The 22,164-nt window shown below is 61.0% G+C and carries 22 protein-coding genes and 1 tRNA gene; 16 read left to right on the forward strand and 7 right to left on the reverse strand.

Features of this window, described 5'->3' with window-relative positions:
* The first annotated feature begins 53 nt into the window (after window positions 1–53).
* From D8Z78_RS08020 to D8Z78_RS08035, 4 genes are all read left to right on the forward strand, one after another.
* On the forward strand, window positions 54–620 hold the full coding sequence (locus tag D8Z78_RS08020; protein ID WP_121629815.1) for a biliverdin-producing heme oxygenase: 567 nt from the start codon (window positions 54–56) through the stop codon (window positions 618–620).
* Window positions 613–3,180 carry an HWE histidine kinase domain-containing protein gene (locus D8Z78_RS08025; RefSeq protein ID WP_121629814.1) on the forward strand — a complete coding sequence of 856 codons (2,568 nt, stop codon included), beginning with the start codon at window positions 613–615 and terminating at the stop codon, window positions 3,178–3,180. The genes D8Z78_RS08020 and D8Z78_RS08025 overlap by 8 nt, the downstream gene beginning before the upstream one ends.
* Before the next feature lie 403 nt (window positions 3,181–3,583).
* Complete coding sequence (locus D8Z78_RS08030) at window positions 3,584–4,042, forward strand: hypothetical protein (RefSeq protein WP_128910749.1); 459 nt, start codon at window positions 3,584–3,586, stop codon at window positions 4,040–4,042.
* A gap of 277 nt (window positions 4,043–4,319) precedes the next feature.
* On the forward strand, window positions 4,320–4,865 hold the full coding sequence (locus tag D8Z78_RS08035; RefSeq protein WP_121629813.1) for a recombinase family protein: 546 nt from the start codon (window positions 4,320–4,322) through the stop codon (window positions 4,863–4,865).
* A 363-nt stretch (window positions 4,866–5,228) separates the two neighbouring features.
* On the opposite strand, the gene D8Z78_RS08040 is transcribed toward D8Z78_RS08035, so the two are convergent.
* Window positions 5,229–6,122, reverse strand: a complete 894-nt coding sequence (locus tag D8Z78_RS08040) for a hypothetical protein (RefSeq protein ID WP_128910750.1) — start codon at window positions 6,120–6,122, stop codon at window positions 5,229–5,231.
* A gap of 218 nt (window positions 6,123–6,340) precedes the next feature.
* Window positions 6,341–6,976: a recombinase family protein gene (locus D8Z78_RS08045; protein ID WP_121629811.1), complete on the reverse strand. Its 636-nt coding sequence runs from the start codon at window positions 6,974–6,976 to the stop codon at window positions 6,341–6,343.
* A gap of 680 nt (window positions 6,977–7,656) precedes the next feature.
* Here D8Z78_RS08045 and D8Z78_RS08050 point away from each other — a divergent pair.
* A complete protein-coding gene (locus D8Z78_RS08050; RefSeq protein WP_121629809.1) occupies window positions 7,657–8,064 on the forward strand; it encodes an SMI1/KNR4 family protein in 408 nt (135 codons plus the stop codon).
* Between the two features lie 346 nt (window positions 8,065–8,410).
* On the opposite strand, the gene D8Z78_RS08055 is transcribed toward D8Z78_RS08050, so the two are convergent.
* From D8Z78_RS08055 to D8Z78_RS08065, 3 genes are all read right to left on the reverse strand, one after another.
* Window positions 8,411–9,211 (reverse strand): ParB N-terminal domain-containing protein, encoded by an 801-nt coding sequence (locus D8Z78_RS08055; RefSeq protein WP_121629808.1) that lies wholly within the window; start codon window positions 9,209–9,211, stop codon window positions 8,411–8,413.
* Window positions 9,212–9,906: 695 nt separating this feature from the next.
* Entirely contained in the window at window positions 9,907–11,373 is a 1,467-nt protein-coding gene (locus D8Z78_RS08060; protein WP_164932919.1) for a tyrosine-type recombinase/integrase, read from the reverse strand.
* Between the two features lie 63 nt (window positions 11,374–11,436).
* Window positions 11,437–11,526, reverse strand: a tRNA-Ser gene (locus tag D8Z78_RS08065).
* Window positions 11,527–11,833: 307 nt separating this feature from the next.
* On the opposite strand from D8Z78_RS08065, the gene D8Z78_RS08070 reads away from it, so the two are divergent.
* The 7 genes from D8Z78_RS08070 (at window position 11,834) to D8Z78_RS08100 (ending at window position 18,017) form a co-directional block, all read left to right on the forward strand.
* Window positions 11,834–12,661, forward strand: a complete 828-nt coding sequence (locus D8Z78_RS08070; protein WP_240672050.1) for a DUF2059 domain-containing protein — start codon at window positions 11,834–11,836, stop codon at window positions 12,659–12,661.
* 198 nt (window positions 12,662–12,859) lie between these two features.
* Window positions 12,860–13,414 (forward strand): 50S ribosomal protein L21, encoded by a 555-nt coding sequence (locus D8Z78_RS08075; RefSeq protein WP_121629806.1) that lies wholly within the window; start codon window positions 12,860–12,862, stop codon window positions 13,412–13,414.
* A 28-nt stretch (window positions 13,415–13,442) separates the two neighbouring features.
* Window positions 13,443–13,712 carry a 50S ribosomal protein L27 gene (gene rpmA / locus D8Z78_RS08080; RefSeq protein ID WP_121629805.1) on the forward strand — a complete coding sequence of 90 codons (270 nt, stop codon included), beginning with the start codon at window positions 13,443–13,445 and terminating at the stop codon, window positions 13,710–13,712.
* A gap of 177 nt (window positions 13,713–13,889) precedes the next feature.
* On the forward strand, window positions 13,890–14,429 hold the full coding sequence (locus D8Z78_RS08085) for a GNAT family N-acetyltransferase (protein WP_121629804.1): 540 nt from the start codon (window positions 13,890–13,892) through the stop codon (window positions 14,427–14,429).
* Between the two features lie 126 nt (window positions 14,430–14,555).
* Window positions 14,556–15,599 (forward strand): GTPase ObgE, encoded by a 1,044-nt coding sequence (obgE, locus tag D8Z78_RS08090; RefSeq protein WP_121629803.1) that lies wholly within the window; start codon window positions 14,556–14,558, stop codon window positions 15,597–15,599.
* Entirely contained in the window at window positions 15,587–16,690 is a 1,104-nt protein-coding gene (proB, locus tag D8Z78_RS08095; protein WP_121629802.1) for a glutamate 5-kinase, read from the forward strand. Before obgE ends, proB begins: the two co-directional genes overlap by 13 nt.
* 61 nt (window positions 16,691–16,751) lie before the next feature.
* The gene (locus D8Z78_RS08100) at window positions 16,752–18,017 is read left to right on the forward strand and encodes a glutamate-5-semialdehyde dehydrogenase (protein ID WP_121629801.1); all 1,266 of its coding nucleotides are present in this window, start codon (window positions 16,752–16,754) and stop codon (window positions 18,015–18,017) included.
* Here D8Z78_RS08100 and D8Z78_RS08105 read toward each other — a convergent pair.
* Window positions 18,014–18,622 (reverse strand): histidine phosphotransferase family protein, encoded by a 609-nt coding sequence (locus D8Z78_RS08105; protein WP_121629800.1) that lies wholly within the window; start codon window positions 18,620–18,622, stop codon window positions 18,014–18,016. The genes D8Z78_RS08100 and D8Z78_RS08105 overlap by 4 nt on opposite strands.
* A 25-nt stretch (window positions 18,623–18,647) precedes the next feature.
* On the opposite strand from D8Z78_RS08105, the gene D8Z78_RS08110 reads away from it, so the two are divergent.
* The 3 genes from D8Z78_RS08110 (at window position 18,648) to olsA (ending at window position 20,529) form a co-directional block, all read left to right on the forward strand.
* Complete coding sequence (locus D8Z78_RS08110; RefSeq protein ID WP_121629799.1) at window positions 18,648–18,830, forward strand: DUF3553 domain-containing protein; 183 nt, start codon at window positions 18,648–18,650, stop codon at window positions 18,828–18,830.
* Window positions 18,831–18,937: 107 nt separating this feature from the next.
* Window positions 18,938–19,696, forward strand: coding sequence for an L-ornithine N(alpha)-acyltransferase (olsB, locus tag D8Z78_RS08115; RefSeq protein ID WP_121629798.1), 759 nt, complete (start codon window positions 18,938–18,940; stop codon window positions 19,694–19,696).
* On the forward strand, window positions 19,693–20,529 hold the full coding sequence (gene olsA / locus D8Z78_RS08120; RefSeq protein WP_121629797.1) for a lyso-ornithine lipid O-acyltransferase: 837 nt from the start codon (window positions 19,693–19,695) through the stop codon (window positions 20,527–20,529). Before olsB ends, olsA begins: the two co-directional genes overlap by 4 nt.
* Window positions 20,530–20,562: 33 nt before the next feature.
* Here the strand turns inward: olsA and D8Z78_RS08125 are convergent, their stop codons facing one another.
* Window positions 20,563–21,180 carry a thiamine phosphate synthase gene (locus tag D8Z78_RS08125; protein ID WP_121629796.1) on the reverse strand — a complete coding sequence of 206 codons (618 nt, stop codon included), beginning with the start codon at window positions 21,178–21,180 and terminating at the stop codon, window positions 20,563–20,565.
* 177 nt (window positions 21,181–21,357) lie between these two features.
* On the opposite strand from D8Z78_RS08125, the gene D8Z78_RS08130 reads away from it, so the two are divergent.
* Entirely contained in the window at window positions 21,358–22,101 is a 744-nt protein-coding gene (locus D8Z78_RS08130) for an RNA methyltransferase (protein ID WP_121629795.1), read from the forward strand.
* Window positions 22,102–22,164: the final 63 nt, after the last annotated feature.

Here is a 22,164-nt window from a genome sequence, read left to right on the forward strand (position 1 = left end):
TGTGCATCTGGCTGTATCCTGCGCCTTCGAGCCAAAAATAACCTACCTGCGCGATGACCGAGACACCACACAGCACCTTGCGTTTGCGGTTGCAGACGGAAACACGGGCGTCGCACGAGGACCTCGACCGAACTGTGTCTCGGTTCGACCTCAGAACGCGCGATGGTTTCGAGCTTTTCCTGCAAATGCAGTCAGTCGCTCTGAGGGCCATCGCACCGCATGCAGCGCGGTCGACCATAGCGGAATGCATTGACGACCTTCTGGCACGCGCTGAAACCGATCTGCGCGCGATCGCCGCGTGGGCGCATCGTGATGCGATGGAGGTCGGATCGCTGCATCCGTTGGCCATTGATTACGTCATAGCAGGGTCACGGTTGGGTACAAAAGTGCTGCGGACCAGATGGCTTGACGCGGATGATCCGGACGTGCGTCAGGCCGATGCCTATTTTTCCGCGCCAAGCTACATCGAGCTCTGGAAATCGTTTTGCGAGACGGCGAATGGGATGCCGTCGGTCGGCGATGTCGCGGATCAGATCGTTTGCGATGCCGACCGCATTTTCAAGCTTTATCACATGTGTGCCCTCGCGCCGCAAATGACGAAAGGAGAGGTCCATGCGTGATCCAGAGCCAAACGCGCGGCAGGAAAACGTTGACCTGACCAACTGCGACCGAGAGCCGATTCATATTCTCGGACATGTGCAGAGCTACGGCTGTCTGATCGCGCTCTCTGCCGACTGGATCATCACATATGCTTCGGAAAACTGCGCCGATCTGCTGGGCCTTGCCGCGCAAGACATTGTCGGGTCACGGTTTTCGGACGTGTTCTCTCGGGAAACCGTCCATCACCTCAGATCGAAGATGCAGGTGCTGAGCTACCAAGCAGGTGCTGCACGCGTTTTTGGATACCCGGCTTTGGAGGACGAACGCCTTTTCGATATTTCCATCAGCCAAAGCGACCACAACATCATTTTCGAATTCGAACCGCGTGACGTCGCCGATCAGAAAGACCTTGATCGCTCCACCGTTCGGGCCTTGATCGAACGGGTCAAGCGGCACGATAAGGTCGAAGACATGGCGCGCGAGGCGGTGCGGGCCATCCGGCTCATGTCAGGCTTTGACCGGGTGATGGCCTATCGTTTCAACGAAGATGATACGGGCACGGTCATTGCCGAAATCTGCCAGCCCGATCAGGACGCCTATCTGGGCCTTCGGTATCCTGCCAGTGATATTCCCAAACAGGCCCGCGCGCTGTATCTTCGCAGCCCGCTTCGGATCATTGCGGACGTCAACGCCAAGACCTACCCCATCCATCCTTCGCTCGATCCCAATGGTCGGCCTCTGGACCTGTCGCTTGCGGTGACGCGCGCGGTCTCTCCGATCCATCTGGAATATCTTCGCAACATGGGCGTTGCAGCGTCGATGTCCGTATCGATCATTCGGAACGGGAAACTTTGGGGCCTTTTTGCGTGCCACCATCAGTCGCCCAGATATATCAGCTATGAATTGCGCAGTGAGATCGAGCTGTTCTCGGAGCTATTTAACTATCAGCTCGCGCAGGTGGAACTCACCACGGAATTGGCCGAAACAGACCGTGCGCGTTTGTTGCACGACAGGCTGATGGCGCAGCTTTCGGGCGGCGAATCCATGTTCGACACCTTCGAGGTTCTGTCCGAGAACATCCGGGAGGTTGTTCCCTTCGACGGTGCAGCGATCTTTACCGAGGGCGAGTATAAATCCACCGGTTCCGCCCCGACCGAAGAAGAATTCCTGGGGCTGGCTCGGTTCTTGAACACGACCCCCTCCGGTCAGGTTTACCAAACCAACGCGCTGTCTTCTCGATACCCCAACGCCGAAGGATTTTCTGATCGCGTGGCGGGGATCATGGCGCTGCCCGTGTCGCGCACGCCGCGCGATTATTTTGTCTTGTTTCGGCGTGAGATTGCAGAATCCGTCAATTGGGCCGGTAATCCAGAGAAACCAGTCGAGCTTGGCCCGAACGGCGTGCGTTTGACACCAAGGAAAAGTTTCGACGCTTGGCGAGAGGTCGTGCGCGGCCAATCGGCACCGTGGCGCGTTGCGGAGCTGCGGGCGGCTGATGCGCTTCGCGTGACGCTGCTGGAAGTCGTGCTAAAAATGGCCGATGAACGCAACGCGGTGCGCAAACTGGCCCAGAACCAGCAGGAACTTCTCGTTGCGGAACTGAACCATCGGGTCCGCAACATTTTGAACCTGATCCGCGGCCTTGTCTCGCAAGGGCAGGAAGATGCGCGAAACTTGGATGAATACCGATCCGTCCTCGAAGACCGTATTTTCGCTCTGGCCCGTGCGCATGACCAGCTTACGCAGACCGAATGGAGCTGGGTTTCGTTCCGCTCTCTCGTTGAAACCGAGATCAAAGCGTTTCTTACCTCCAAGGCCTCTCGCGTGCGCATCACCGGCGACGAGATAGACCTGTCGCCCACCGCTTTTTCCACGCTGGCTCTGGTGATTCATGAACTCGTGACCAACTCTGCCAAATATGGCGCGCTCAACGATTCATCGGGTCGCGTCAACCTTGATGTGCGGTTGCAGCCTGACGGGATTGCGAAATTGGCATGGCGTGAAGAAAACGGACCGCCTGTTCAAGCTCCGAAGCGGCGCGGATTCGGGACGACAATCATAGAACGGTCCATCCCATTCGAGCTGAAGGGGCAAGCGGACACCCGTTACCATGTCACGGGTTTCGAAGCGGATTTCGTACTGCCTTCGTTCCACGTTCGACCCGCGTCGGAAACAAATCAATCAGTGCAGAGCGTGACATCGGTCGAGACGCCCGAGGTTCAGCTGCATGGGCATTGTCTGGTTGTCGAAGACAACATGGTCATCGCGCTGGATGCGTCCGACATGCTCTCCGCTATGGGCGCGGAACACGTGCATACGGCAAGTTCAGTCGCGGACGGGTTGGCGATCCTTTCAAAGCGCACCATCTCTTTCGCCCTGCTTGACGTGAATCTGGGTGACGAAACGTCGATCCCGATCATCGAAAAATGCTTGGAATTGGGTATTCCGACTATTTTGGCGACCGGGTACGGAGCAAGCGAGGATTTGCTGAGCCGGTTTCCAAAAACGCCGGTCCTCAATAAACCATACAACTCCGACAGTTTGTCTCGAATGGTGTCAACGACCTTTGGAGAAAGCTGAGAGTCGGAAATGTCCACTTGGCTGGTCGTTGCTCCTGATGTCTTTGAACGCGCTTGCCGAGGGCATAGGCAGCCAGAGCCGTGGTGCTAGGATTGTCGCGGCGTCCGCCCCGAAGTTGCGATTGTCGACAACGCAGCGAATTGCATTTTTGGCCGCGCTGTCGAGCTCGACGGTCCGAAAATGCAGTGCGATGCGTGAATGATCGCTGTCGTTGCGCTTCGGTGCCGTGTCGACATTTGCTTTGGACGTTAGGATTGGGCCGAGAGCGACGGAGATCTCGCCCAAGGCTGAGGTCTTGTTCGCCGCAGCGCCGCTTGACCGCTTCGAGCCCACATTGACCGATGCTGCAAACTGTAAGAAGGTCTGGTAGTTGGATTATGTAATAGTAAGCAAAGGCGAAAAAATGTCTGACAATTGGATATTGTTCGTTCCCAAAATGCCAGAGCATGTACCGCCGCCGGGAAATGCCAAGGCCGCTCTCGAAATCTTGGAAGAATTGATGCCCGATGCCGATGAAATCGAAATTATTCAGAATGAGCATGTCCAGTTTTTTGACTGTGGTGCGAATCTGGAAACGGTCACCTGTCCTCGATGCAGTGCTGATATCGACTTTGATTGGTGGGGCGAGACTATGTCCTCAGACCTTGATGAAGAGACAGGATTTCGACTTGACGCCTATTCAATGCCTTGCTGTTCGACACCCGTCGCACTTAATGAACTGGTCTACGAGTTTCATCAGGCTTTCGGTCGCATTGCCTTGTGCGCTATGAATCCGAACATAGGGAAAGTATCGGATAATGCCGTAAGAAAGATCGAGTCAGCACTTGGTTGTGACATATCAGTCGTCTATCAACATTTTTGAGCCTTGCGCACATTGCCGACATTAGCGCACCCGCTGCGAATTGGCGCTTAGTACGCCTTGCCGACCGTCACCCATCGAGAATGCTGCGCGATGCACGAATGGCCGCATTGATGACGGTGCGGTGCTGAATCAACGGTCGCTTCGAACGGCAAGGACTAGGCCGCTAGTGTCAGCCCTGCAATGTAGCGGGATAGGCGCACAATGAAGTCGGTTTCGGCTTTTGGCAGACACCCTGCCGCAAACCCTAAGACATCATTGGCAGAGAAGGAGGCAAACCATGCTGGTTGGCTATGCTCGTACATCAACACTGGAACAGAAAGCCGGGCTTGAGGCCCAGATAGACGACCTGAAAGCCGCAGGCTGTGAACGGCTGTGGCAGGAACAAACCAGTTCCGTTTCACAAAGAGAGGGACTGAGGCAGGCAATGGCATTTTGCCGGGAAGATGACATCTTTGTCGTGACCAAGCTGGATCGTCTGGCCCGGTCCGTCCGTCACCTAGGCGAGATCATCGAAGAGTTGGACGGCAAGGGCGTTGGCTTGCGCATCCTGAGCCTTGGGTTGGACACGACCACGGCAACGGTCAAGTTGATGCTGAACGTTCTGGGCTCGGTGGCGCAGTTTGAACGCGAGATGATGCTTGAGAGGCAGCGTGAGGGCATCCAGAAGGCCAAGGCTGACGGGAAGTACAAGGGACGGGCTCCGACTGCCCAGCGCCTCTCAGGGGAAGCACAGGCGCTCTTGAGGCAAGGTGTGAGCAAGCGGCAGATTGCCCGTGATCTGGGGATATCCGAAAGGTCCGTTCATCGGATCACTTCAGCCTGAAAAGACGTGTGGTTTGGGCGACGAGACTGGTTCGGCGAACCACAGGTATGCAAAACTATTGTGATAAAAGGGTATGGTGACAAATTTCGCCGCCACGCGCCTCTGTTTAAAATCAGATGCTTGTATGGCGTTGAAATTTTATGGCGGAGAGACAGGGATACGACTTCAATTTCATAAATCCTATATTTCTCAGTGGCTTACTGTCTACATGTGGTACATTTTCGCCGATGGTTCAAGACGTACTACATATTGAGCTCTTCAACTATCGACCCGCTGACCACAATCAAGCGATGTGGCTTCGTGGCTCAGGGTTGCGGTTGACGGGGAGTTATTGCCGAAAGCGACAGTTCAATCTCGCTCACTTCAACTTGGTCTCTTGATCGGTGCCGTGACCTCATCAGGGTAACCGGCTGCGGCTTGCTGTAACGCATGGGGCGGCAATTTTGACCTTGCCAGTTCCAAGTATTCATCCAGCGATCCAATGCTCGGACCAAGTATCCTGAAGACATGCAGGAAGGGATCGTAGGTCACCTTCGAAGCGAGGTAGATGGCCCACCAGTTGAGTGTGAAGAATGAACTTGTTATCTCCCTTGCTGCCCCCGCAGCATCGAGGCCCTCATAAACATATCCTTTGTCGAATGGGTTGTAAGTACCCCCCACCTCAGATGGTGCTTTACTCACAAAGTGAAACAGTCTGCCGTGCTGCCAGTGGGTCGGCACATGCGCGTATGTCCACGAAACGATGAGTTTGAAGCGATCGAGTTTGCAGCTGAGTTGTCGGGTCGGTGTATCGAATGGGAGTGCGGCGTCCAGTTCAGCAGGAGCGACAGCGACATTGTATATGAGCGATTTTTCGAGTGGGTTTAGCCGCCCTAGGCTCCTTACGGCGTCCTTGGCTCCGGGGTGGCAGTTATACTTGATTGCGCCCAAGTTCACGGCCAGACGGGAGTAGATAGGTTGAACGCCGCCGTTCTTCAGTGGCCAAGAGTTGAGTATCGAGTGAACCTCCTTGCCGCCGTCCAGCGTCAGGGTCTGCTTGATGGTCGCGAGGTCTGCTTTCGGGCTGGGATGTATTGAATATCGTTGTTCTTTTACTCCAGCGCCCGAGATACTGCTGATTTCACCTACGTCAGTCACTGTGTCGCCGTGGGCCATGACCAGAAGTATGGTTCCGTCCTTCGTGCACCGTGCTTTGAAGAGTTGTTTTGGTTTGTCGTCGACCCTGACGGAGAACCTCGTGAATGGCTTTTTTGTCATGGCATTTCGTCTCCCCGTCAGAACGGTTCACCAGCAGGAGTTTCACTCGTTTTCGGTCTGGGGCTGAGACTACAGTCTCAATGCCTGCCTAACGATGTCGCCCCGATGGGCTACCTAGACTCGAATGCAAAGGAAGGGGCCAACACAAGCCAACCGTGGGCTTGTTTCAGGCTTGTAAGAATGAGCATGAGCCGATGGGTTGGGTTCTATCGGCAGGACTACGCTCCCCACCGCTCCAGAGCTGCCTCAGCCGCCACGGGGTCGTCCTTGATCCTCAGCACGGTCTGACGGGAGAGGCCAGTGGCCTTGGCTATGGTCGTGGTCCCGGCTCCCTGTGCGGCCATCGTCTGCACTTGGGAGAGCGTGTCACGGTCGTAGCTCGGTTTCTTGCCCCGGTACTTCCCGGTGATGCCCTTGGCTGCCTCTATGCCCGCCTTCTGGGCCTCTTTCGTGGCCTCAGCTTGTGCCTGTGCCGTCGCTGCCATGAAGGCAATGAGAGCGTCTCTCACGGCCTCCTGCATGGGGTCCGTCGTGGCCCCGTTGAAGGTCATGTTGTTGATCACCGTGCGGATCACGACGCCCCGGCGCATGAATTCGCGGATCGTGTCGGTCACGTCTTGGTAGTTGCGCCCCAGCCGGTCCACCCAGCGGACCACCAGCACGTCGCCTTTCCGCAGCTTATCGAAGAGCCGCTTGCCCTCGGGGCGTTCCCTCAGGACGGTGCTGACGCCTGAGACCCCGTGGTCTGCGACCACCTCGTCCAGCTTGAACCCCGCTTTCTCAGCTTGGGTCTTCTGGTGTGCCAAGGTCTGGTCGGTCGTGCTGACGCGGGCGTAGAGTATGGTCTGGGGCATGGTGCTTCCTGTTGTCCGATTGGGTTGTGTCCGTTGATATTTATGTCCGATGATGGAAGTCAACCCTTGCGGACACCCTTTCCGAGTCAATCTGATATGTCCGTTAACCCATACCCCAGCGGACAAAAGTGAAGAGGCAGGCTGACGAGGTGACAATACCGGGTTGCAGCTTCGGGTTACCGCTGCTACGCCTAGAGGCAAGGCCACCAATGCAAAGTCGCATAGATCACAAGGCCTTGCGTGAACCTCGACAAGGATACACGCATGTACATCTACATCCCCTTCCTCGGCAGTCTCTACGTCCAACGCCTGTCAGCGGCCTTTGCCAATCGCCCTTGCTTCGTTGAGCGGGTAGACCCCGGTGACGGTGGTAGGGAGTACAACTTGGTGGCCCGACGCTGGGACATTCTGCTGGCCTCTGCGGGCGCTCACAGGGCTGAGCTTAGAAGGGCTCAGTTGCAGATAGGGGAATCCTGCGCTAAGGAGATTCAGTGCCGCTGTTCCACTTGAACTTGCAGGATTATGCGTCCCGTAAGCCTTTGATCTGCCTGACAGCGTTTTTGGCCAAAGCAACCAGTAGTTCAGTGGGGACAGCGAAGGTCGGCTATGCGGACTTTGCTGCCATAGCGACGATGAGTTAGCTTGCCGCGACGTGGCACTTTAGTGAATCGAGAGGGTTGATGCTGGAAGACAAAGACTGGCAAATCGAAGCGGGTGCTACGGAAAGTGAAATTGCGGGTCTGATTGCTGCCTCCGCACATCCCCTGCCTGCTGACTATCTATCCTACCTGAACTTTAGTAACGGCGGCGAAGGCCCACTATCGATTGATCCACAATGGCTAGTTTTGGATAATACAGCATTGGTAGCACATTTCTTGCGCGAAGGCACCTTTGCCGAATTCTTCCCCGGCCTTGTGGTGATCGGAAGCAACGGCGCGGGAGAGGCTATCGCATTTGATTTTCGACAAGGCGTGGCAAAAGGGGTTGTCTGCTTTGACATGACAAACATTGATTCGACCGAAAGTATTCGACATCTCGCAGCCTCATTTACCGAACTGATGTCTCTTGTGACCTCGCGAGGGGCATGATCCTCCGCTAAGGGCTCACTGCGGTCATTTTCCGCACCGCAGAACCGTGGCGCTACCTTAGCGCAGGATTCCGCCCCTATCTGCAACTGACCCCTAGAAGGGTCGCCTCGTGGCCTCTCGACATGGACAACTGAGGCCCCCACACAGCCTTCGCTGGGGCCTGCTGTGGCCTCAGCTCTGGTCGGCACTGGCAACACCCGGCAGCGCAAAGACGGGCCTTCCTTGCAGCTCTGTGAAGCTGTGTCACCTATGCTCCCCGGCCCCCTGACATGCAGAGGGGGGAAACAGAAGCGCTCGACCTATATGGTAAGCCGCTCAGATATTTGCGCCGTGAAAATGGCCGGGTCTAGAAGGGCCACTCGATGTCTTCGTCTTCGTCCAGCAAATCGCCTTCGATGTCGTCGGTCTGCATCCAGTCGAAAACCATGCGGCTGTCCTTGCCCAAGCGACGGATCAGGACACGACCAATCGCTCTGGGGTAGCGGTGCTTGGCCTTGGTCAGCGCGTTGCCGATCTCCGCGTCGAGTGCGTCGGCTGCCGCTTGCGTGCGGGCATCGTCGTCTTCGTCCGTGTCGAACTGCGCATCAATGTCACGCACGGCCCACTGGGCCAAGTGCCACTCCTTCGGAAAGCCCGATTGCATCTCGGTCAGCAGCTTGCGTGTCCGCCTCATGACGGCGATCTGGCTCTTGCTCACGCCGGATGCCTTGGCGGTATCGTCCTTCGAGTATGTGTAGCCCTTCTCTTCGTCCCAGAAACACACCAGCCACCACGCCGTGTCCGCTCTCTCCTTCGCCGTCAGCGGAAGGTTGGCCTTGGTGTTGCTATAGCTGGCCTGCAATCTCGCGCTTTCCAAGGTGCCTTCGAAGACGCGCACAGTCAGCAGTTTCTTGTACTTGCGGGCCTTGTAGGCGTAGTAGCGGTGGTGTCCTTCGATGATGTAGGTCTTCCCATCTTCCGGGTGCTGCCAGACCAACATTGGGTCCAGTTCTACGCCGCGTTTGATGCGTTCGGCCAAGTCTTGGACGTGGTGGTCCACGATGCCGCCTGTGCGCTTTGGCAGGAAATTGTCGGGATCAAGACGCAGGTCGCGCAACGCGATGGTCGTTTTCTTGGGTCTTCTCGGTCTAGCCTGTTGATTTCTCATGCGGATATCCTTCGTAACGATGTTGATGGGGCCTCTGGCAGCGCCGCACACGGCTGTACAGAATGCACCCTCTAAGGCTGCACCCTTGGGGTTGCCTTCGCGACCCGCTGTGGCTGTGGTCGTTGATGGTCGTTTTGCCCGTGGCGGCTAGGCTCATGGGAAAACCAAGGCCAGCCTAAGCCCTCTGTAGCGTTCCTGCCTTGGGCCTGCTGAAGGCGATCATGGGCAATGCACCAGCTTGCCCTGAGCTGAGCTGTGGCAACACCGACCACGTCGCGTCCACCACGACTGGCAGGCAGGCCCTAGGTCCAGCTATGGGCATGCTTCAGGTCAAGCCCGTAGGCTTTCATTGACCCTATGGAGGAAAGCATTGGGCGGCTGAGGCCCAGCCACGTCACTCCGACCACGTCGCGCCCATCACGACTGACAAGCACAGCTGAGGCTACCTATAGCTGACCTCAGTCCAGCTCTAGCTTCCATCCCCCACTTGGTGGTGGGGGGAGGTGTAGCCATAGCCCTAGCTATAGCTGACCAGATCATCCCTTCAGCTCGATCCATAGATGCCCCCCTTACCCCCCGCGAAAGGAAGGAAAGAGGGCGGCATCGAGCTGGGTAAAACTTCAGCTTTCGAGTGCCATCAGAGAGGCCCCACACGGTTATCCGTGCGATGGTGTGACTTAATCCCTGCAGGTCGGTCAGAACGCTTCTAGGTAGCCTGCCTTGCGCAGGGCCTCCCAGACTGCCTGCTGTGCCTCCCTGAGGTTCTCCTCGGTCAGCCCGTGGTCGTATACGCTGGCAGAGTTGGCCTCTGCTGCCCAGCCACCAAGCTCGTAGATGCGATCCTCAGGGACACCGCCCCGTCGGGCCATCGTGCGCCACGTGTGCCTGAACGAATGCATGGCCAGCTTGCCGTCGGTCTCTGTGCCGAGCGTGGCTCTGCGATATCGGGTGAACCACTGCGACACCGAGTTGGCTTTCTGCGTCGTCGGTTTCAGGGGCCACTCTGGGAACAATCGTCGGTCCTCGGGGCGCATGTCGGCTTGTGCAGCCTCCGCCAGTCCCATCCTCGCCGCGAGCAAGTCTTGCGCGGCCTCGACCACGGGCACAAAGCGGCGTGCATTGTCCGTCTTGCCCTTTGCGATCTGAAACCCTGACGCGTCGGTCTTGACGTGCATCAACTTGAGTGAGCCGATTTCGTCAGCGCGGCATCCTGTGGCCAGTGCGAGCCGGAGGAGGTCCCCCTGACGCGACCCCCACTGCGGCGATCCGCTGAGTAGCTTGCTGACCTCGTCTGGCTTGAAGGCAGTACGGGTCTCATCCGCCGCACGCTTGCTCGACTTCTTTCTCGGTGTCCCTCTTTCCTCGACCTTCCAAGGGTTCGGTATGGGGTGGCCCTTCTTGTTGCGCAAGAGCTTCCTATCTTCGATGGCCCAAGCCCAAAGGCCACGCAGCAGGGTCACATGCTTTGCAACGGTCTTGGGCCTAACTTTGGCGACCAGTGGCAGGTACTCCATGCGGAACTTGAAAGCCGTGTCGGGGTCCACGTCGTGCAGGGTCGGGTTCTCGGTGCCGATGTGCTTGGTAAGGTGCTTGACCGCCGTCCTGACGTCCAGCGCCGTTGTCGTAGCCAGTGTGTCGAAGCCGTAGGGGTTCCCCTCGCTGCGGTCCTCCAGATACTTCTCAAGCGCGTGTGCGAGGGGCAGGGCACCCCGGAAAACCATCTTTCCGAAGGCTTGCGCCTCCTTGCTCTTCCCCGCCTCGTCAGCGCGTTCCAGATGCTCCGTTAGAACGAAGTCGATCTCGGTGGGGTCCGAAGCCTCTGCCCGCATCTGTCGCCACTCAGCGGCGCTCTCGGGGCTCAGGTCGATGATCCGGCCAATCCCCCGTCGGCCCTTGCTGGCCATGGCATCTGCTTCAAGCTGCCTGATCTGGCCGATGCGCACGTCGCGCAGGCGGATGGCTTCAGCGTGACTTCTTGTGTTCAACCCGAGCGAAATTGTTTTGCGAAAGGGTTCGTTCGTCCAAGGGTTGTGCGTCCCGACCAGAACGGCGGGCGTGTCCATGCGGAGGGAATACCCCTTTCCTCGGGGTTTCTTCAAATTCTTCATGTCAGGCTCTGGCGAACCTGAGGTGATCTTGCGGGGCTTTCTGTGGTCCGTCATGTACCACAAGGTGCGTTGTACCACACCCATTTTCAACCTTACAAATCAATGACTTAGGGGTAATGGCGGAGAGACAGGGATTCGAACCCTGGGTCCCCGTGAAGGGACAACGGTTTTCGAGACCGCCCCGTTCGACCACTCCGGCACCTCTCCGCGCCTTGGTCTTGGTAGGGCGGCGTTTAGACAATCCGCAAACCGGGCGCAACAGGGAATTTGTCATTTTCCGCATTCTCTTCGCGGCGCGTCATCGCTTCGCGTCCGGCACCTCTGTCTGGTGAACGGCTGGCGAAAGGGCGCGCGGCCGGATGGCAGGCCGGTCTTCGCATTCTGCCGCCGTTTCGGGCAGGGCGCGCCAAGGCGGGCAGGCTCGGCAAAGCCTTGCCCATGGCTCCTGTCGGCTGCTTGTTGCCGGGCCGGATTTCGCCTAATTCTGAAGGCAGCGAACAGGAGGACAGATTATATGGGCAGGCAGACAGGTCGGCGCGACTGGATCGGTGGACTCGTCCTTTGCGGAACCGTCGCCTTGGCCATGCCGGGGCAGGCGGCGCAGGTCGAGGATCTCTACGAAGCCTTGCGGCTGGACGAGATGATCACGGTGATGCGCGAGGAGGGGCTGGCATATGGCGACGAGCTGGCCGAGCAGATGCTGCCGACCGGCACGGCGGCGTGGTCGAACCTGATCTCGGAGATCTACGATACGGAACGCATGGGCACCATCGTCGAGGCGCGTTTTGCCCAAGAGCTGTCCGAGACCGACATCGCGCCGCTTGTGTCCTTCTTCCAGTCTGAGCCGGGGGCGCGCATCGTCGAGCTGGAACTCGAAGCGCGCCGTGCCATGATCGAGCCGCGCGTCGAAGAGGCCGCCCGCGCCGCCTTTCGCGAGGCCGATCCGGATGACGCGCGCCAGCAGCAGCTCGAGACGTTCATCGACAGCAACGACCTGCTCGAAGGCAACGTGGCCTCGGCGCTGAACGCCTCGCTGCGCTTCTATAATGGCATGGTCGATGGCGGTGCCTTCGTCATGAGCGAATCCGACATCCTTCAGGACGTCTGGGCGCAGGAGGCCGAGACCCGGTCCGATACGCAGGAATGGCTGTATGCCTTTTTAATGCTGGCCTACGAGCCGCTGCCCGACGATGCGCTGGACCGCTATATCGTCTTGTCCGCAACCGAGGCGGGGCGCGACCTGAACCGCGCGCTCTTCAACGCCTTTGGTGCCGCCTATGATGAGATCTCGTATGCGTTGGGCCTGTCGCTGGCCGGGCAGATGCAAGGTCAGGATCTCTAGGCCGAAGATGGTTGACAAGACCGGTCCGCGCGCGTAGAGACGCGGCACTCAAGGACGGGGCGCATAACCCCGCCTTTTGTTTTTGGTGAAACGAACGCCCCGAGAGGGGCGCGCAGTTCGAAGGTGGCGCTGCCCCGTGCAGGCCGAAAGTCCCGAAACCGGGCACCGAAGGACGCGGTTGAGAAAAGGAAGACGCGCATGTTCGCGGTGATGAAAACCGGCGGCAAGCAGTACAAGGTCCAGTCCGGTGATGTTCTCCGGGTGGAAAAGCTGGCAGCCGATGCGGGCGAAACCGTCCAATTCAACGAAATTCTGATGCTCGGCGGTGACAACACCGTTGTGGGCGCACCGCTTGTTGCCGGTGCCGCCGTGCAGGCCGAGATCATCGACCAGATCAAGGGCGACAAGGTCATCAACTTCGTCAAGCGCCGCCGCAAGCACAGCTCGCAGCGCACGAAGGGCCACCGCCAGAAGCTGACCCTGATCCGCGTGACCGAGATCCTCGCCGATGGCGCGGACAAGTCGGGCGTGAAGGTCGCAACCGGTTCCGCACCGAAGGGCGCCGCTGCGCCTGCGGCTGCTGCCGGTGGTGACGACCTGACCCAGATCACCGGTGTCGGCCCCGCCGCCGCGAAGAAGCTGAACGAGGCGGGCATCACCACCTTCGCCCAGCTGGCCGCTGTCGACGCGGACACCTTCGAGGCCACCAAGGTCAAGCCCGAATGGGTTGAACAGGCCAAGGAACTGGCCTGAGGGCCCGTAGAAATTAGGAGAGACACTCATGGCACATAAAAAAGCAGGCGGTTCCTCCCGTAACGGTCGCGACTCTGCGGGTCGCCGCCTCGGCGTGAAACTGTATGGCGGCCAGTCCGTCATCCCCGGCAACATCATCGTGCGCCAGCGCGGCACGAAGTTCTGGCCGGGCGAGGGCGTTGGCATGGGCCGCGACCACACGCTGTTTGCAACCGTCGAGGGCGCGATCGAGTTCAAGAAAGGCCTCAAGGGCCGTACCTTCGTAAACGTGCTTCCGGTGGCGGAGGCCGCCGAGTAAGCCGACCTCAAGGTTTTCGTGACACGAGGGGGATCGGCATCGCCGGTCCCCTTTTTCGTTGTTCCAGGTTTTTCGCATCGGGTCGGAAAAAGTCACAAATTGGCCAGACGGGGATGATACCCCTCTCGGTCATGCCCATGTCAGTACCTGTGGCACTTGCACAGGAGGAGAGTGCAAATGAGCCTTCTTGAAACCGTTTCCATGCCGGTTCTCGAAACCGAACGCTTCGATCTGCGTCCCGTCCGCCTGTCGGACCGTGGCCTGATCGAACATTATGCCAGCGACGAACGCGTCGCGCGCATGACGTCATCCATTCCGCATCCCTTGCCGCCCACCGCGGCAGAGGCCTTTGTCACCCGGGTCACCGCGCCCGAGAGCGACGAACATGTGTGGGCTTTGGACGCAACGCGCCAAGGCGGGGCCGAATTGATGGGGCTGGTCACGCTGACCCGTCTGGATGCCGACCAGTCCGAGGTCAGCTATTGGGTCGCGCCCGCGTTTTGGAACACCGGCATCGCATCGGATGCGGTGCAGGCGCTTGTCGATGCCAATCCGCTGGGCAACGCAACGATGTTCGCGATCACCTTTCAGGACAACCCCGCCTCGGCGCGGGTGCTGACCCATGCGGGGTTCGAATATATCGGCGATGCCGAAACCTATTCCGTCGCCCGCGCGGCCAAGATCCCAACCTGGACCTACCTGCGCAAGCTGCGCTGAGGCGCGCAGACAGTGCAGGACACCGCTTCGCCCGGCCCCTGAGGTCCGGGCGTTTTCCTTATGGCGCTTGAGAGCGCGTTGAAACCCCGCTAAACCGCGCCTGACCCTGTCCGAAAGCCCGATATCATGAAATTCCTCGATCTCTGCAAAGTCTATATCCGTTCCGGGTCCGGGGGGAATGGCTGCATCTCCTTCCGCAAGGAGAAGTTCATCGAGTTCGGCGGCCCCGATGGCGGCGACGGTGGCAAGGGCGGAAGCGTTTGGGTCGAGGCCGTGGACGGGCTGAACACCCTGATCGATTTCCGCTATCAGCAGCATTGGTTCGCGCAGAACGGGCAGGGCGGCATGGGCCGTGGCCGCACCGGCAAGGATGGCGAGGACATCGTGCTGCGCGTCCCCGTCGGCACCGAAATCCTCGACGAGGATGAGGAAACGGTCGTGGCTGACCTGACCACGCTGGGCGAGCGCGTGCTTCTGGCCAAGGGCGGCAATGGCGGCTGGGGCAACCTGCAATTCAAGACCTCGACCAACCAAGCCCCGCGCCGCGCCAATCCCGGGCAGGACGGGGTCGAGCGCACGCTTTGGCTGCGCCTGAAGCTGATCGCCGATGTCGGTCTGGTCGGGCTGCCCAATGCGGGCAAGTCCACCTTCCTTGCGGCGACGTCGAACGCGCGCCCCAAGATCGCCGATTATCCCTTTACCACGCTGCACCCCAATCTGGGCGTCGTGGGCGTGGACAATACCGAATTCGTCGTCGCCGACATTCCCGGCCTGATCGAGGGCGCGCATGAGGGGCGGGGTCTGGGGGATATCTTCCTTGGCCACGTGGAACGCTCGGCGGTGCTGCTGCACCTGATCGACGGCACCTCCGGCACCTTGATCGAGGATTACCAGACCATCTGCGACGAACTCGACGCCTATGGCGAGGGCCTGTCCGAAAAGCCCCGCGTCACCGTGCTGAACAAGATCGACGCGCTGGATGACGAGGAACGCGCGTTTCTGCGTGACGAGCTGCACGCGGCCGGTGCCAGCAATGTGATGCTGATGTCCGGCGCCTCGAAAGAGGGCGTGACCGAGGTGCTGCGCGCCCTGCGCCCGCATGTGGACGCACGCCGCGAGGCCGACAAACCAGTCGACCCCGAGGAGGAGGACGGATCGTGGCGTCCCTGAGCGATGCGCAGCGCATCGTCGTCAAGATCGGCTCGGCGCTGCTGGTGGATCGCGCGACGGGGCTGCGCCGCGACTGGCTGGCCTCGATCGCACAGGACATTTCGGCGCTGAAGGCGCGCGGCGCGGATGTGGTGCTGGTGTCCTCCGGCTCCATTGCGCTGGGTCGGCGGGTTCTTGGTCTGCCCGGCCCCGACCTGCCGCTTGAGCAATCCCAAGCCGCCGCGGCGGTCGGCCAGATCGGCCTCGCCCAAGCCTGGGAAGAGGCGCTGGCCCCCCACGGCCTGACCACCGCGCAGGTGTTGCTGACGCTTGAGGATACCGCCGACCGGCGCCGCTACCTGAATGCGCGCGCCACGCTGGGCACGCTTCTGGGCTTTGGCGTGGTGCCCATCGTGAACGAGAACGACACCGTCGCAACGGACGAGATCCGCTATGGCGACAATGACCGGCTCGCCGCGCAGATCGCCGTGACCGTGGGCGCGGATGTTCTGGTGTTGCTGTCGGACGTGGACGGGCTTTACACCGACAATCCCAACACCAACCCCGACGCGCAGCACTTCGCCACCGTCGACCGCATCACCCCGGAGATCGAGGCCATGGCGGGCGAGGGCGTGTCCGGCCTGTCCAAGGGCGGCATGATCACCAAGCTGATGGCGGCCAAGACCGCCACCGCCTCGGGCTGCGCCATGGTGATCTGCCACGGAGCAGAGATGCACCCGCTCGCCCGTCTGGAGGATGGCGCGCGCGCGACGTGGTTTGCGCCGCAGCTTGATCCGCACGCCGCCCGCAAGCGCTGGATCGCGGCAATGAAACCGCAAGGTGTGCTGACCGTCGATGCCGGCGCGGCCAAGGCCTTGGGCCAAGGCAAATCCCTGCTGCCCGCAGGCCTTGCCAGCCTCACCGGCAGTTTCGGGCGCGGTGATCCGGTCACGATCCGGACGCAGGATGGCACCACGCTGGGCCAGGGCCTGACCCGCTACACCGCGACCGAGGCCCGCGCCATCGCAGGCCATCACAGTTCGGAAATCGAGGCCATCCTCGGCTATCCGGGCCGCGCGGTGCTGATCCACCGGGATGACATGGCGCTTTGACGGCCCTGTTTCTTCTCTTTAAAAATACCCAAATCCCACCTCAACCAAAGCGAGACACGTCATGAAAGACCTGACCGACATCCCCGCAATGATGCAGGACATCGGGGCGCGCGCCAAACTGGCCGCAGCCGAGCTCGCTTTCGCCCCAGCCGAGGCAAAACAACTGGCGCTGGAGGCCGCCGCCGATGCGATCGTCGCGCAGACGGCCCAGATCATCGAGGCCAACAAGCAGGACATGGCCTTTGGCCGCGACAAGGGCCTGTCCGATGCGATGCTCGACCGCTTGATGCTGGACGAGGCGCGGATCAAATCCATGGCTGACGGGCTGCGCGCGGTTGCCGCGCAGAAGGACCCGGTGGGCGAGGTGATCTCGGAATGGGATCGGCCCTCGGGCCTGCATATCAGCCGCGTGCGCACGCCCTTGGGCGTGGTCGGCGTGATCTACGAGTCGCGCCCCAACGTGACGGCGGATGCGGGCGCGCTGTGCCTGAAGGCGGGCAATGCGGTGATCCTGCGGGGCGGCTCGGAAAGCTTCCATTCGGCCAGCGCCATCCATGCCTGCCTCGTTGAGGGGCTGAAAAAGGCCGGTCTGCCCGAGGACGCGATCCAGCGCATTCCGACCCGTGACCGCGCCGCCGTGCAGGAGATGCTCAAGGCGGTCGACTATATCGACGTGATCGTGCCGCGCGGCGGCAAGGGCTTGGTTGGTTTGGTCCAGCGCGAGGCGCGGGTGCCGGTCTTTGCCCATCTCGAAGGCATCGTGCATATCTATATCGACAAGGAGGCCGACCCGGTGAAGGCGCTCAAGGTCGTGATGAACGCCAAGACCCGCCGCACCGGCATCTGCGGGGCCGCCGAATGCCTGCTGATCCATCGCGATGTGGTCGACACGATCGGCCAAGGCGTCATCAAGGCGCTGGTCGATGCTGGGGTCGAGGTGCGCGCCGACGAAAAGCTGAGCGCGATCCCCGGCACCGCCAAGGCGACCGAGGCCGATTGGGGCTGCGAATATCTCGACAGCATCATCGCCGCCAAGGTCGTCGACGATGTCGACGGCGCGATTGCCCATATCCGGCACTACAGTTCGTCCCACACCGATTGCATCCTGACCGAGGATGACACGGCGGCGGCACGTTTCTTCCAGCGGCTCGACAGCGCGATCCTGATGCGCAATGCCTCGACCCAGTTCGCGGACGGGGGCGAGTTCGGCATGGGGGCCGAGATCGGCATCGCCACGGGCAAGATGCATGCGCGCGGGCCGGTCGGTGCCGAACAACTGACCAGCTTCAAGTATCTGGTTGTCGGTGATGGAACGGTACGCGCCTAGGCGATCTTGATGGTGATCTGCGTTTCGTCGCAGGTCACCATGATCTTTTGCCCGCGCTCGTCGGCCAGCAAGGCCAGTAGCGCGAATTGCACGCGGTTTGGCGCAATCTCGCCCAGTTGCGCCACGCCATTGAGGTGATCCCAATAGATCTCGTCCAGCGCGATCCGCCGCCCGGTGGCGGTGACCGACCAGCCCGCCGCGTCACGATCCAGCCGAACGTTGCCGCCCACGGGCAGCGCGCTTTCGCAGCACAGGAAGGCGAGGAAGGCCAGTTGCACGTCCTGCCTGCGGAAATCGCCCTGTGGCAGCCATTCCGCGCTCAGCCGCGATCCTTCGGTGTTGGCGGCCAGCGTGGCGGCAGCTTCGCGGCTGCCCAGCGACTGGTGGGATTCGGCACTGCCGAAGGCGACGCGGAAAAACTTGATCCGGGCGGCTGCGCTATTGCAACTGTCCTGGATCAGGGCCATCTCGGGGCTATGCTCATCCGCACCACCGGACAACGCGATCAGTTCGAGCCCGTTCTGGATGGCCCCGATCGGGCTGATCAGGTCATGGCACAGGCGCGATCCAATCAGGGCGGCGAGGGTGGCACTGGTTTGCGGCATTTTGGCTCCTTTGGGGAGATATTCGATGACTGATCTGAACGCGTTACTGGAACCTGGTCAACTGGTCCGGCACCCGGACCAACCGGAATGGGGCCTTGGTCAGGTGCAATCCAACATCGGTGGCCGCATTACCGTCAATTTTCGCGAACAAGGCAAGGTTGTAATCGACGGTCAACGTGTCGGGCTCCTTCCGGTCTACGAAAGCTAGGGTAAAGTAGTACATCTTTCCGAATGGTTAACCGATCTGCGATCCCGTGCGACGTTGCGTTTTTTCGGACCTCGGCCTAGAAGCGCGCCAACAGGAGGCGGGCGATCATGACGGTTCAAGCTCAGCAATTCACGGTGCGGCTGGCGCGGGATGCGGCGGACCTGCACGCCGTGCAGCGCCTGCGATACGAGGTCTTCGTCGAGGAACTGGGCGGCGATGGCGATCTGGTCGATCATGCGGCACGGCTGGAGCGTGACCGGTTCGATCCTTTCGCCGATCACCTGCTGGTGTCGGACCCGATGCGGGACGGCGCGGTCGTGGGCACCTATCGCCTGATGCGCGCCGATCAGGCTGCGCGGGCGGGCGGCTTCTATACCGAGGGCGAATACGACCTCGATCCGCTGCACCGGTCCGGGCGCAGGCTGCTGGAACTGGGGCGCTCCTGCCTGCATGCGGATTATCGCGGCGGCGGGGTGATGTTTCAGTTGTGGCAGGGGCTTGCGGCTTATGTGCTGGATCACGGGATCGAGGTGCTGTTCGGCACGGCGTCCTTCCACGGCACGGATGTGGCGCGCATCGCGCAGCCGCTGGCCTTTTTGCATCACCGCCATCTTGCCCCCGAGGGGCTGCGCGTCCGGGCGCGCGCCTATCAGGAGATGGACCTGATGCCCGAGGACCGGATCGACCGCGCCGCCGCGATGCGGGACATGCCGGCGCTGATCAAGGCCTATCTGCGGCTCGGCGGTTGCGTGGGCGAGGGGGCGTTTGTCGATCATGCCTTCAACACCACGGATGTCTGCCTTGTCATGGACACGGCGCGCATGAACGCGCGGCAGCGCGACATGTATACGGGTGGGCGCGCATGAGCACGTGGGACGGGGACACGCCGCATCCTGTCTTTGCCGTGACGCCGATGGGTTGGGTGCTGGTGGCGCTGCGTCTGCCGGTGATTGCGGTGGTGAATTTCGGCGGGCTCGCGCTGCTGTTGCTGGTGCGGCTGGTGGAAAAACCGATCTGCGGCATGGATCGCCCCGTGACCCCATGGATCACGCAAGCCGTCTGCCGCACCACGTTGCGCGTGATGGGGCTGAAGGTCCGGATGCGCGGCCCGCGCATGAAGGGGCCGGGGGCAGTGGTGGCCAACCATTCGTCCTGGCTGGACATCTTCGTGCTCAACAGCCGCAAGAACGTCTATTTCGTCGCCAAGGAAGAGGTCGCCGGCTGGGCCGGGATCGGTTGGCTGGCGCGGGCCACGGGGACACTGTTCATCAAGCGCGACCGGCGCGAGGCGCAGGCGCAGACCCGCGCCTTCGAAGAGCGGCTCTTGCACGGGCACCGGCTGTTGTTTTTCCCCGAGGGCACCTCGACCGACAACCAGCGCGTCTTGCCGTTCAAGACGACGCTGTTCGCGGCGTTCTTGACCGACGGGCTGCGGGATCGTTTGCAGGTGCAGGCGGTCAGCGTGGTCTACCAAGCCCCGCCGGGCAAGGAGCCGTATTTCTACGGCTGGTGGGGGGGCGCGGATTTCGCGCCGTCGCTGATCCTGATGCTGGCGCAAACGCGGCACGGCTCGGTGACGCTGATCTATCACGACCCGATCCGCGTGGCAGATGTGCCGGACCGCAAGGCCTTGGCACAACGGTTGGAAATGCAGGTGCGCGGCGGGTTCGACACGGCCCGGATCGAGGCTATGGGCTAGGTCGGGCGGTCCCGGGTCAAGCCCGGGACGGGGTCAGCCCATCGCTGCGCGGAAGGCCTGCAAGGTGGCGAGCGGGTCGTCGCTGTTCCAGATTTCCTCGCCGATGGCGAAGAAATCGGTCACGGGGGCGAGGTCGCGGATCAACTCTTCGGTCAGGCCGCCCTCGGCGACGACGGGGACTTCGATCATCTCGGACCACCATTGGAACAGGTCGCGTTCCGCCAGTTCGCCATCACCCAAGGCACCCGAGACCGGGCCGAACGCCACGTAATCTGCACCGAACTCGCCCGCTTCCATGCCGGAATGGCGCGACTGGCCGCACCAGCTGCCGACGATGGCATCGGGGCCAAGCTCCTTGCGGGCGCTGCGCACCGAGCGCTGTCCATCCAGCAGGTGTACGCCGTCGAGGCCGAGCCGTTGCGCCAGCACCACATGCGTGTCGATCACCAGCGCCACGTCGTGGCGATGGGCGACCTCGCGCACAGCATCGGCGGCGCGCATCAGGCGGTCCTCGTCACGGGTGGCGAGACTCAGGCGCAGGCAGGCGATCTCGACCGTGTCCAGAACGCCCGACAAGGTGGCGGGGAAGGACCCCAGCTCGAAATCCGGCGGGGTCACGAGGTAGATCTGCGGGGCGTCTTCGGTGGCCATGGTCGTGCTCCTGTCTCGGAGACGCGTGATAGCGTGGATATTCCGGTTTGACCATAAGGATTTGTGGCGGGTGCGGACGCCTGCGGCGCGGGTATTTGGACCAAGAAGAAGCGAGGAGGGGCTTGCAAGGCGGGCAGGGGGCGCTTAGGCGGGGCCTTGGTTTGATGGAGACGGATGATGGCGACGGGTGTTCCCCAACCGGCTTTCGTGCTGGTGCGACCGCAGATGGGCGAGAATATCGGCGCGGCGGCGCGGGCGATGTGGAATTTCGGCTTGGACCGGATGCGGATCGTGGCACCTCGGGACGGCTGGCCGAACCCCAAGGCCGTAGCGATGTCGTCCGGTGCCGGGCGGCTTTTGGACGAGGCGGTTCTGGCCGATGATCTTCCCGGCGCGCTGTCCGATTGCACCTATGTCATGGCCACCACGGCCCGGCCGCGCGACATGACCAAGACCGTGTTCACACCCGAACAGGCGATGATCGAGGCGCGCACCCGGATTGCGCGCGGCGAGAAGGTGGCGGTGCTGTTCGGACCCGAACGCGCGGGCCTTGAGAATGACGATATCAGCCGGGCCAATGCGATCATCTCGGTGCCGGTCAACCCAAGCTTTGCCTCGCTCAACCTTGGGCAATGCGTGCTGCTGTGTGCCTATGAATGGATGCGCGTCAGCGGCGAGTCTGTCCCGGTGCAGGAGGTCATGGCCGGGACGGAATTCGCCAACCATGACGAGATCGAGCATCTGGCGCGGCATTACGAGGACCGGATGGAGGAGGCGGGCTTCTTCTTTCCGGATCACAAGGTCGCCGCGATGAAGATCAACCTGCGCAACATGTGGTCGCGCCTGCCGCTGACCCGCGCCGACGTACAGATGCTGCATGGCATGATGCGCCAGATCGTACGCTGGAAGAATAAAGGCTGACGAAAAAGCGGACCACCACGATGGGTGATCCGCAGTCGGCCGTGCCGGTCAGGGAGGAGAAAA

Source organism: Tropicibacter alexandrii (genome assembly GCF_003667315.2).
In the GTDB taxonomy this organism is placed as follows: Bacteria; Pseudomonadota; Alphaproteobacteria; order Rhodobacterales; family Rhodobacteraceae; genus Tropicibacter; species Tropicibacter alexandrii.

Coding starts and splice junctions, on each gene's coding strand:
- D8Z78_RS08020 (WP_121629815.1), top strand. CDS start 54: ATGACCGAGACACCACACAGCACCTTGCGTTTGCGGTTGCAGACGGAA.
- D8Z78_RS08025 (WP_121629814.1), top strand. CDS start 613: ATGCGTGATCCAGAGCCAAACGCGCGGCAGGAAAACGTTGACCTGACC.
- D8Z78_RS08030 (WP_128910749.1), top strand. CDS start 3,584: ATGTCTGACAATTGGATATTGTTCGTTCCCAAAATGCCAGAGCATGTA.
- D8Z78_RS08035 (WP_121629813.1), top strand. CDS start 4,320: ATGCTGGTTGGCTATGCTCGTACATCAACACTGGAACAGAAAGCCGGG.
- D8Z78_RS08040 (WP_128910750.1), bottom strand. CDS start 6,122: ATGACAAAAAAGCCATTCACGAGGTTCTCCGTCAGGGTCGACGACAAA.
- D8Z78_RS08045 (WP_121629811.1), bottom strand. CDS start 6,976: ATGCCCCAGACCATACTCTACGCCCGCGTCAGCACGACCGACCAGACC.
- D8Z78_RS08050 (WP_121629809.1), top strand. CDS start 7,657: ATGCTGGAAGACAAAGACTGGCAAATCGAAGCGGGTGCTACGGAAAGT.
- D8Z78_RS08055 (WP_121629808.1), bottom strand. CDS start 9,211: ATGAGAAATCAACAGGCTAGACCGAGAAGACCCAAGAAAACGACCATC.
- D8Z78_RS08060 (WP_164932919.1), bottom strand. CDS start 11,373: ATGACGGACCACAGAAAGCCCCGCAAGATCACCTCAGGTTCGCCAGAG.
- D8Z78_RS08070 (WP_240672050.1), top strand. CDS start 11,834: ATGGGCAGGCAGACAGGTCGGCGCGACTGGATCGGTGGACTCGTCCTT.
- D8Z78_RS08075 (WP_121629806.1), top strand. CDS start 12,860: ATGTTCGCGGTGATGAAAACCGGCGGCAAGCAGTACAAGGTCCAGTCC.
- rpmA (WP_121629805.1), top strand. CDS start 13,443: ATGGCACATAAAAAAGCAGGCGGTTCCTCCCGTAACGGTCGCGACTCT.
- D8Z78_RS08085 (WP_121629804.1), top strand. CDS start 13,890: ATGAGCCTTCTTGAAACCGTTTCCATGCCGGTTCTCGAAACCGAACGC.
- obgE (WP_121629803.1), top strand. CDS start 14,556: ATGAAATTCCTCGATCTCTGCAAAGTCTATATCCGTTCCGGGTCCGGG.
- D8Z78_RS08100 (WP_121629801.1), top strand. CDS start 16,752: ATGAAAGACCTGACCGACATCCCCGCAATGATGCAGGACATCGGGGCG.
- D8Z78_RS08105 (WP_121629800.1), bottom strand. CDS start 18,622: ATGCCGCAAACCAGTGCCACCCTCGCCGCCCTGATTGGATCGCGCCTG.
- D8Z78_RS08110 (WP_121629799.1), top strand. CDS start 18,648: ATGACTGATCTGAACGCGTTACTGGAACCTGGTCAACTGGTCCGGCAC.
- olsB (WP_121629798.1), top strand. CDS start 18,938: ATGACGGTTCAAGCTCAGCAATTCACGGTGCGGCTGGCGCGGGATGCG.
- olsA (WP_121629797.1), top strand. CDS start 19,693: ATGAGCACGTGGGACGGGGACACGCCGCATCCTGTCTTTGCCGTGACG.
- D8Z78_RS08125 (WP_121629796.1), bottom strand. CDS start 21,180: ATGGCCACCGAAGACGCCCCGCAGATCTACCTCGTGACCCCGCCGGAT.
- D8Z78_RS08130 (WP_121629795.1), top strand. CDS start 21,358: ATGGCGACGGGTGTTCCCCAACCGGCTTTCGTGCTGGTGCGACCGCAG.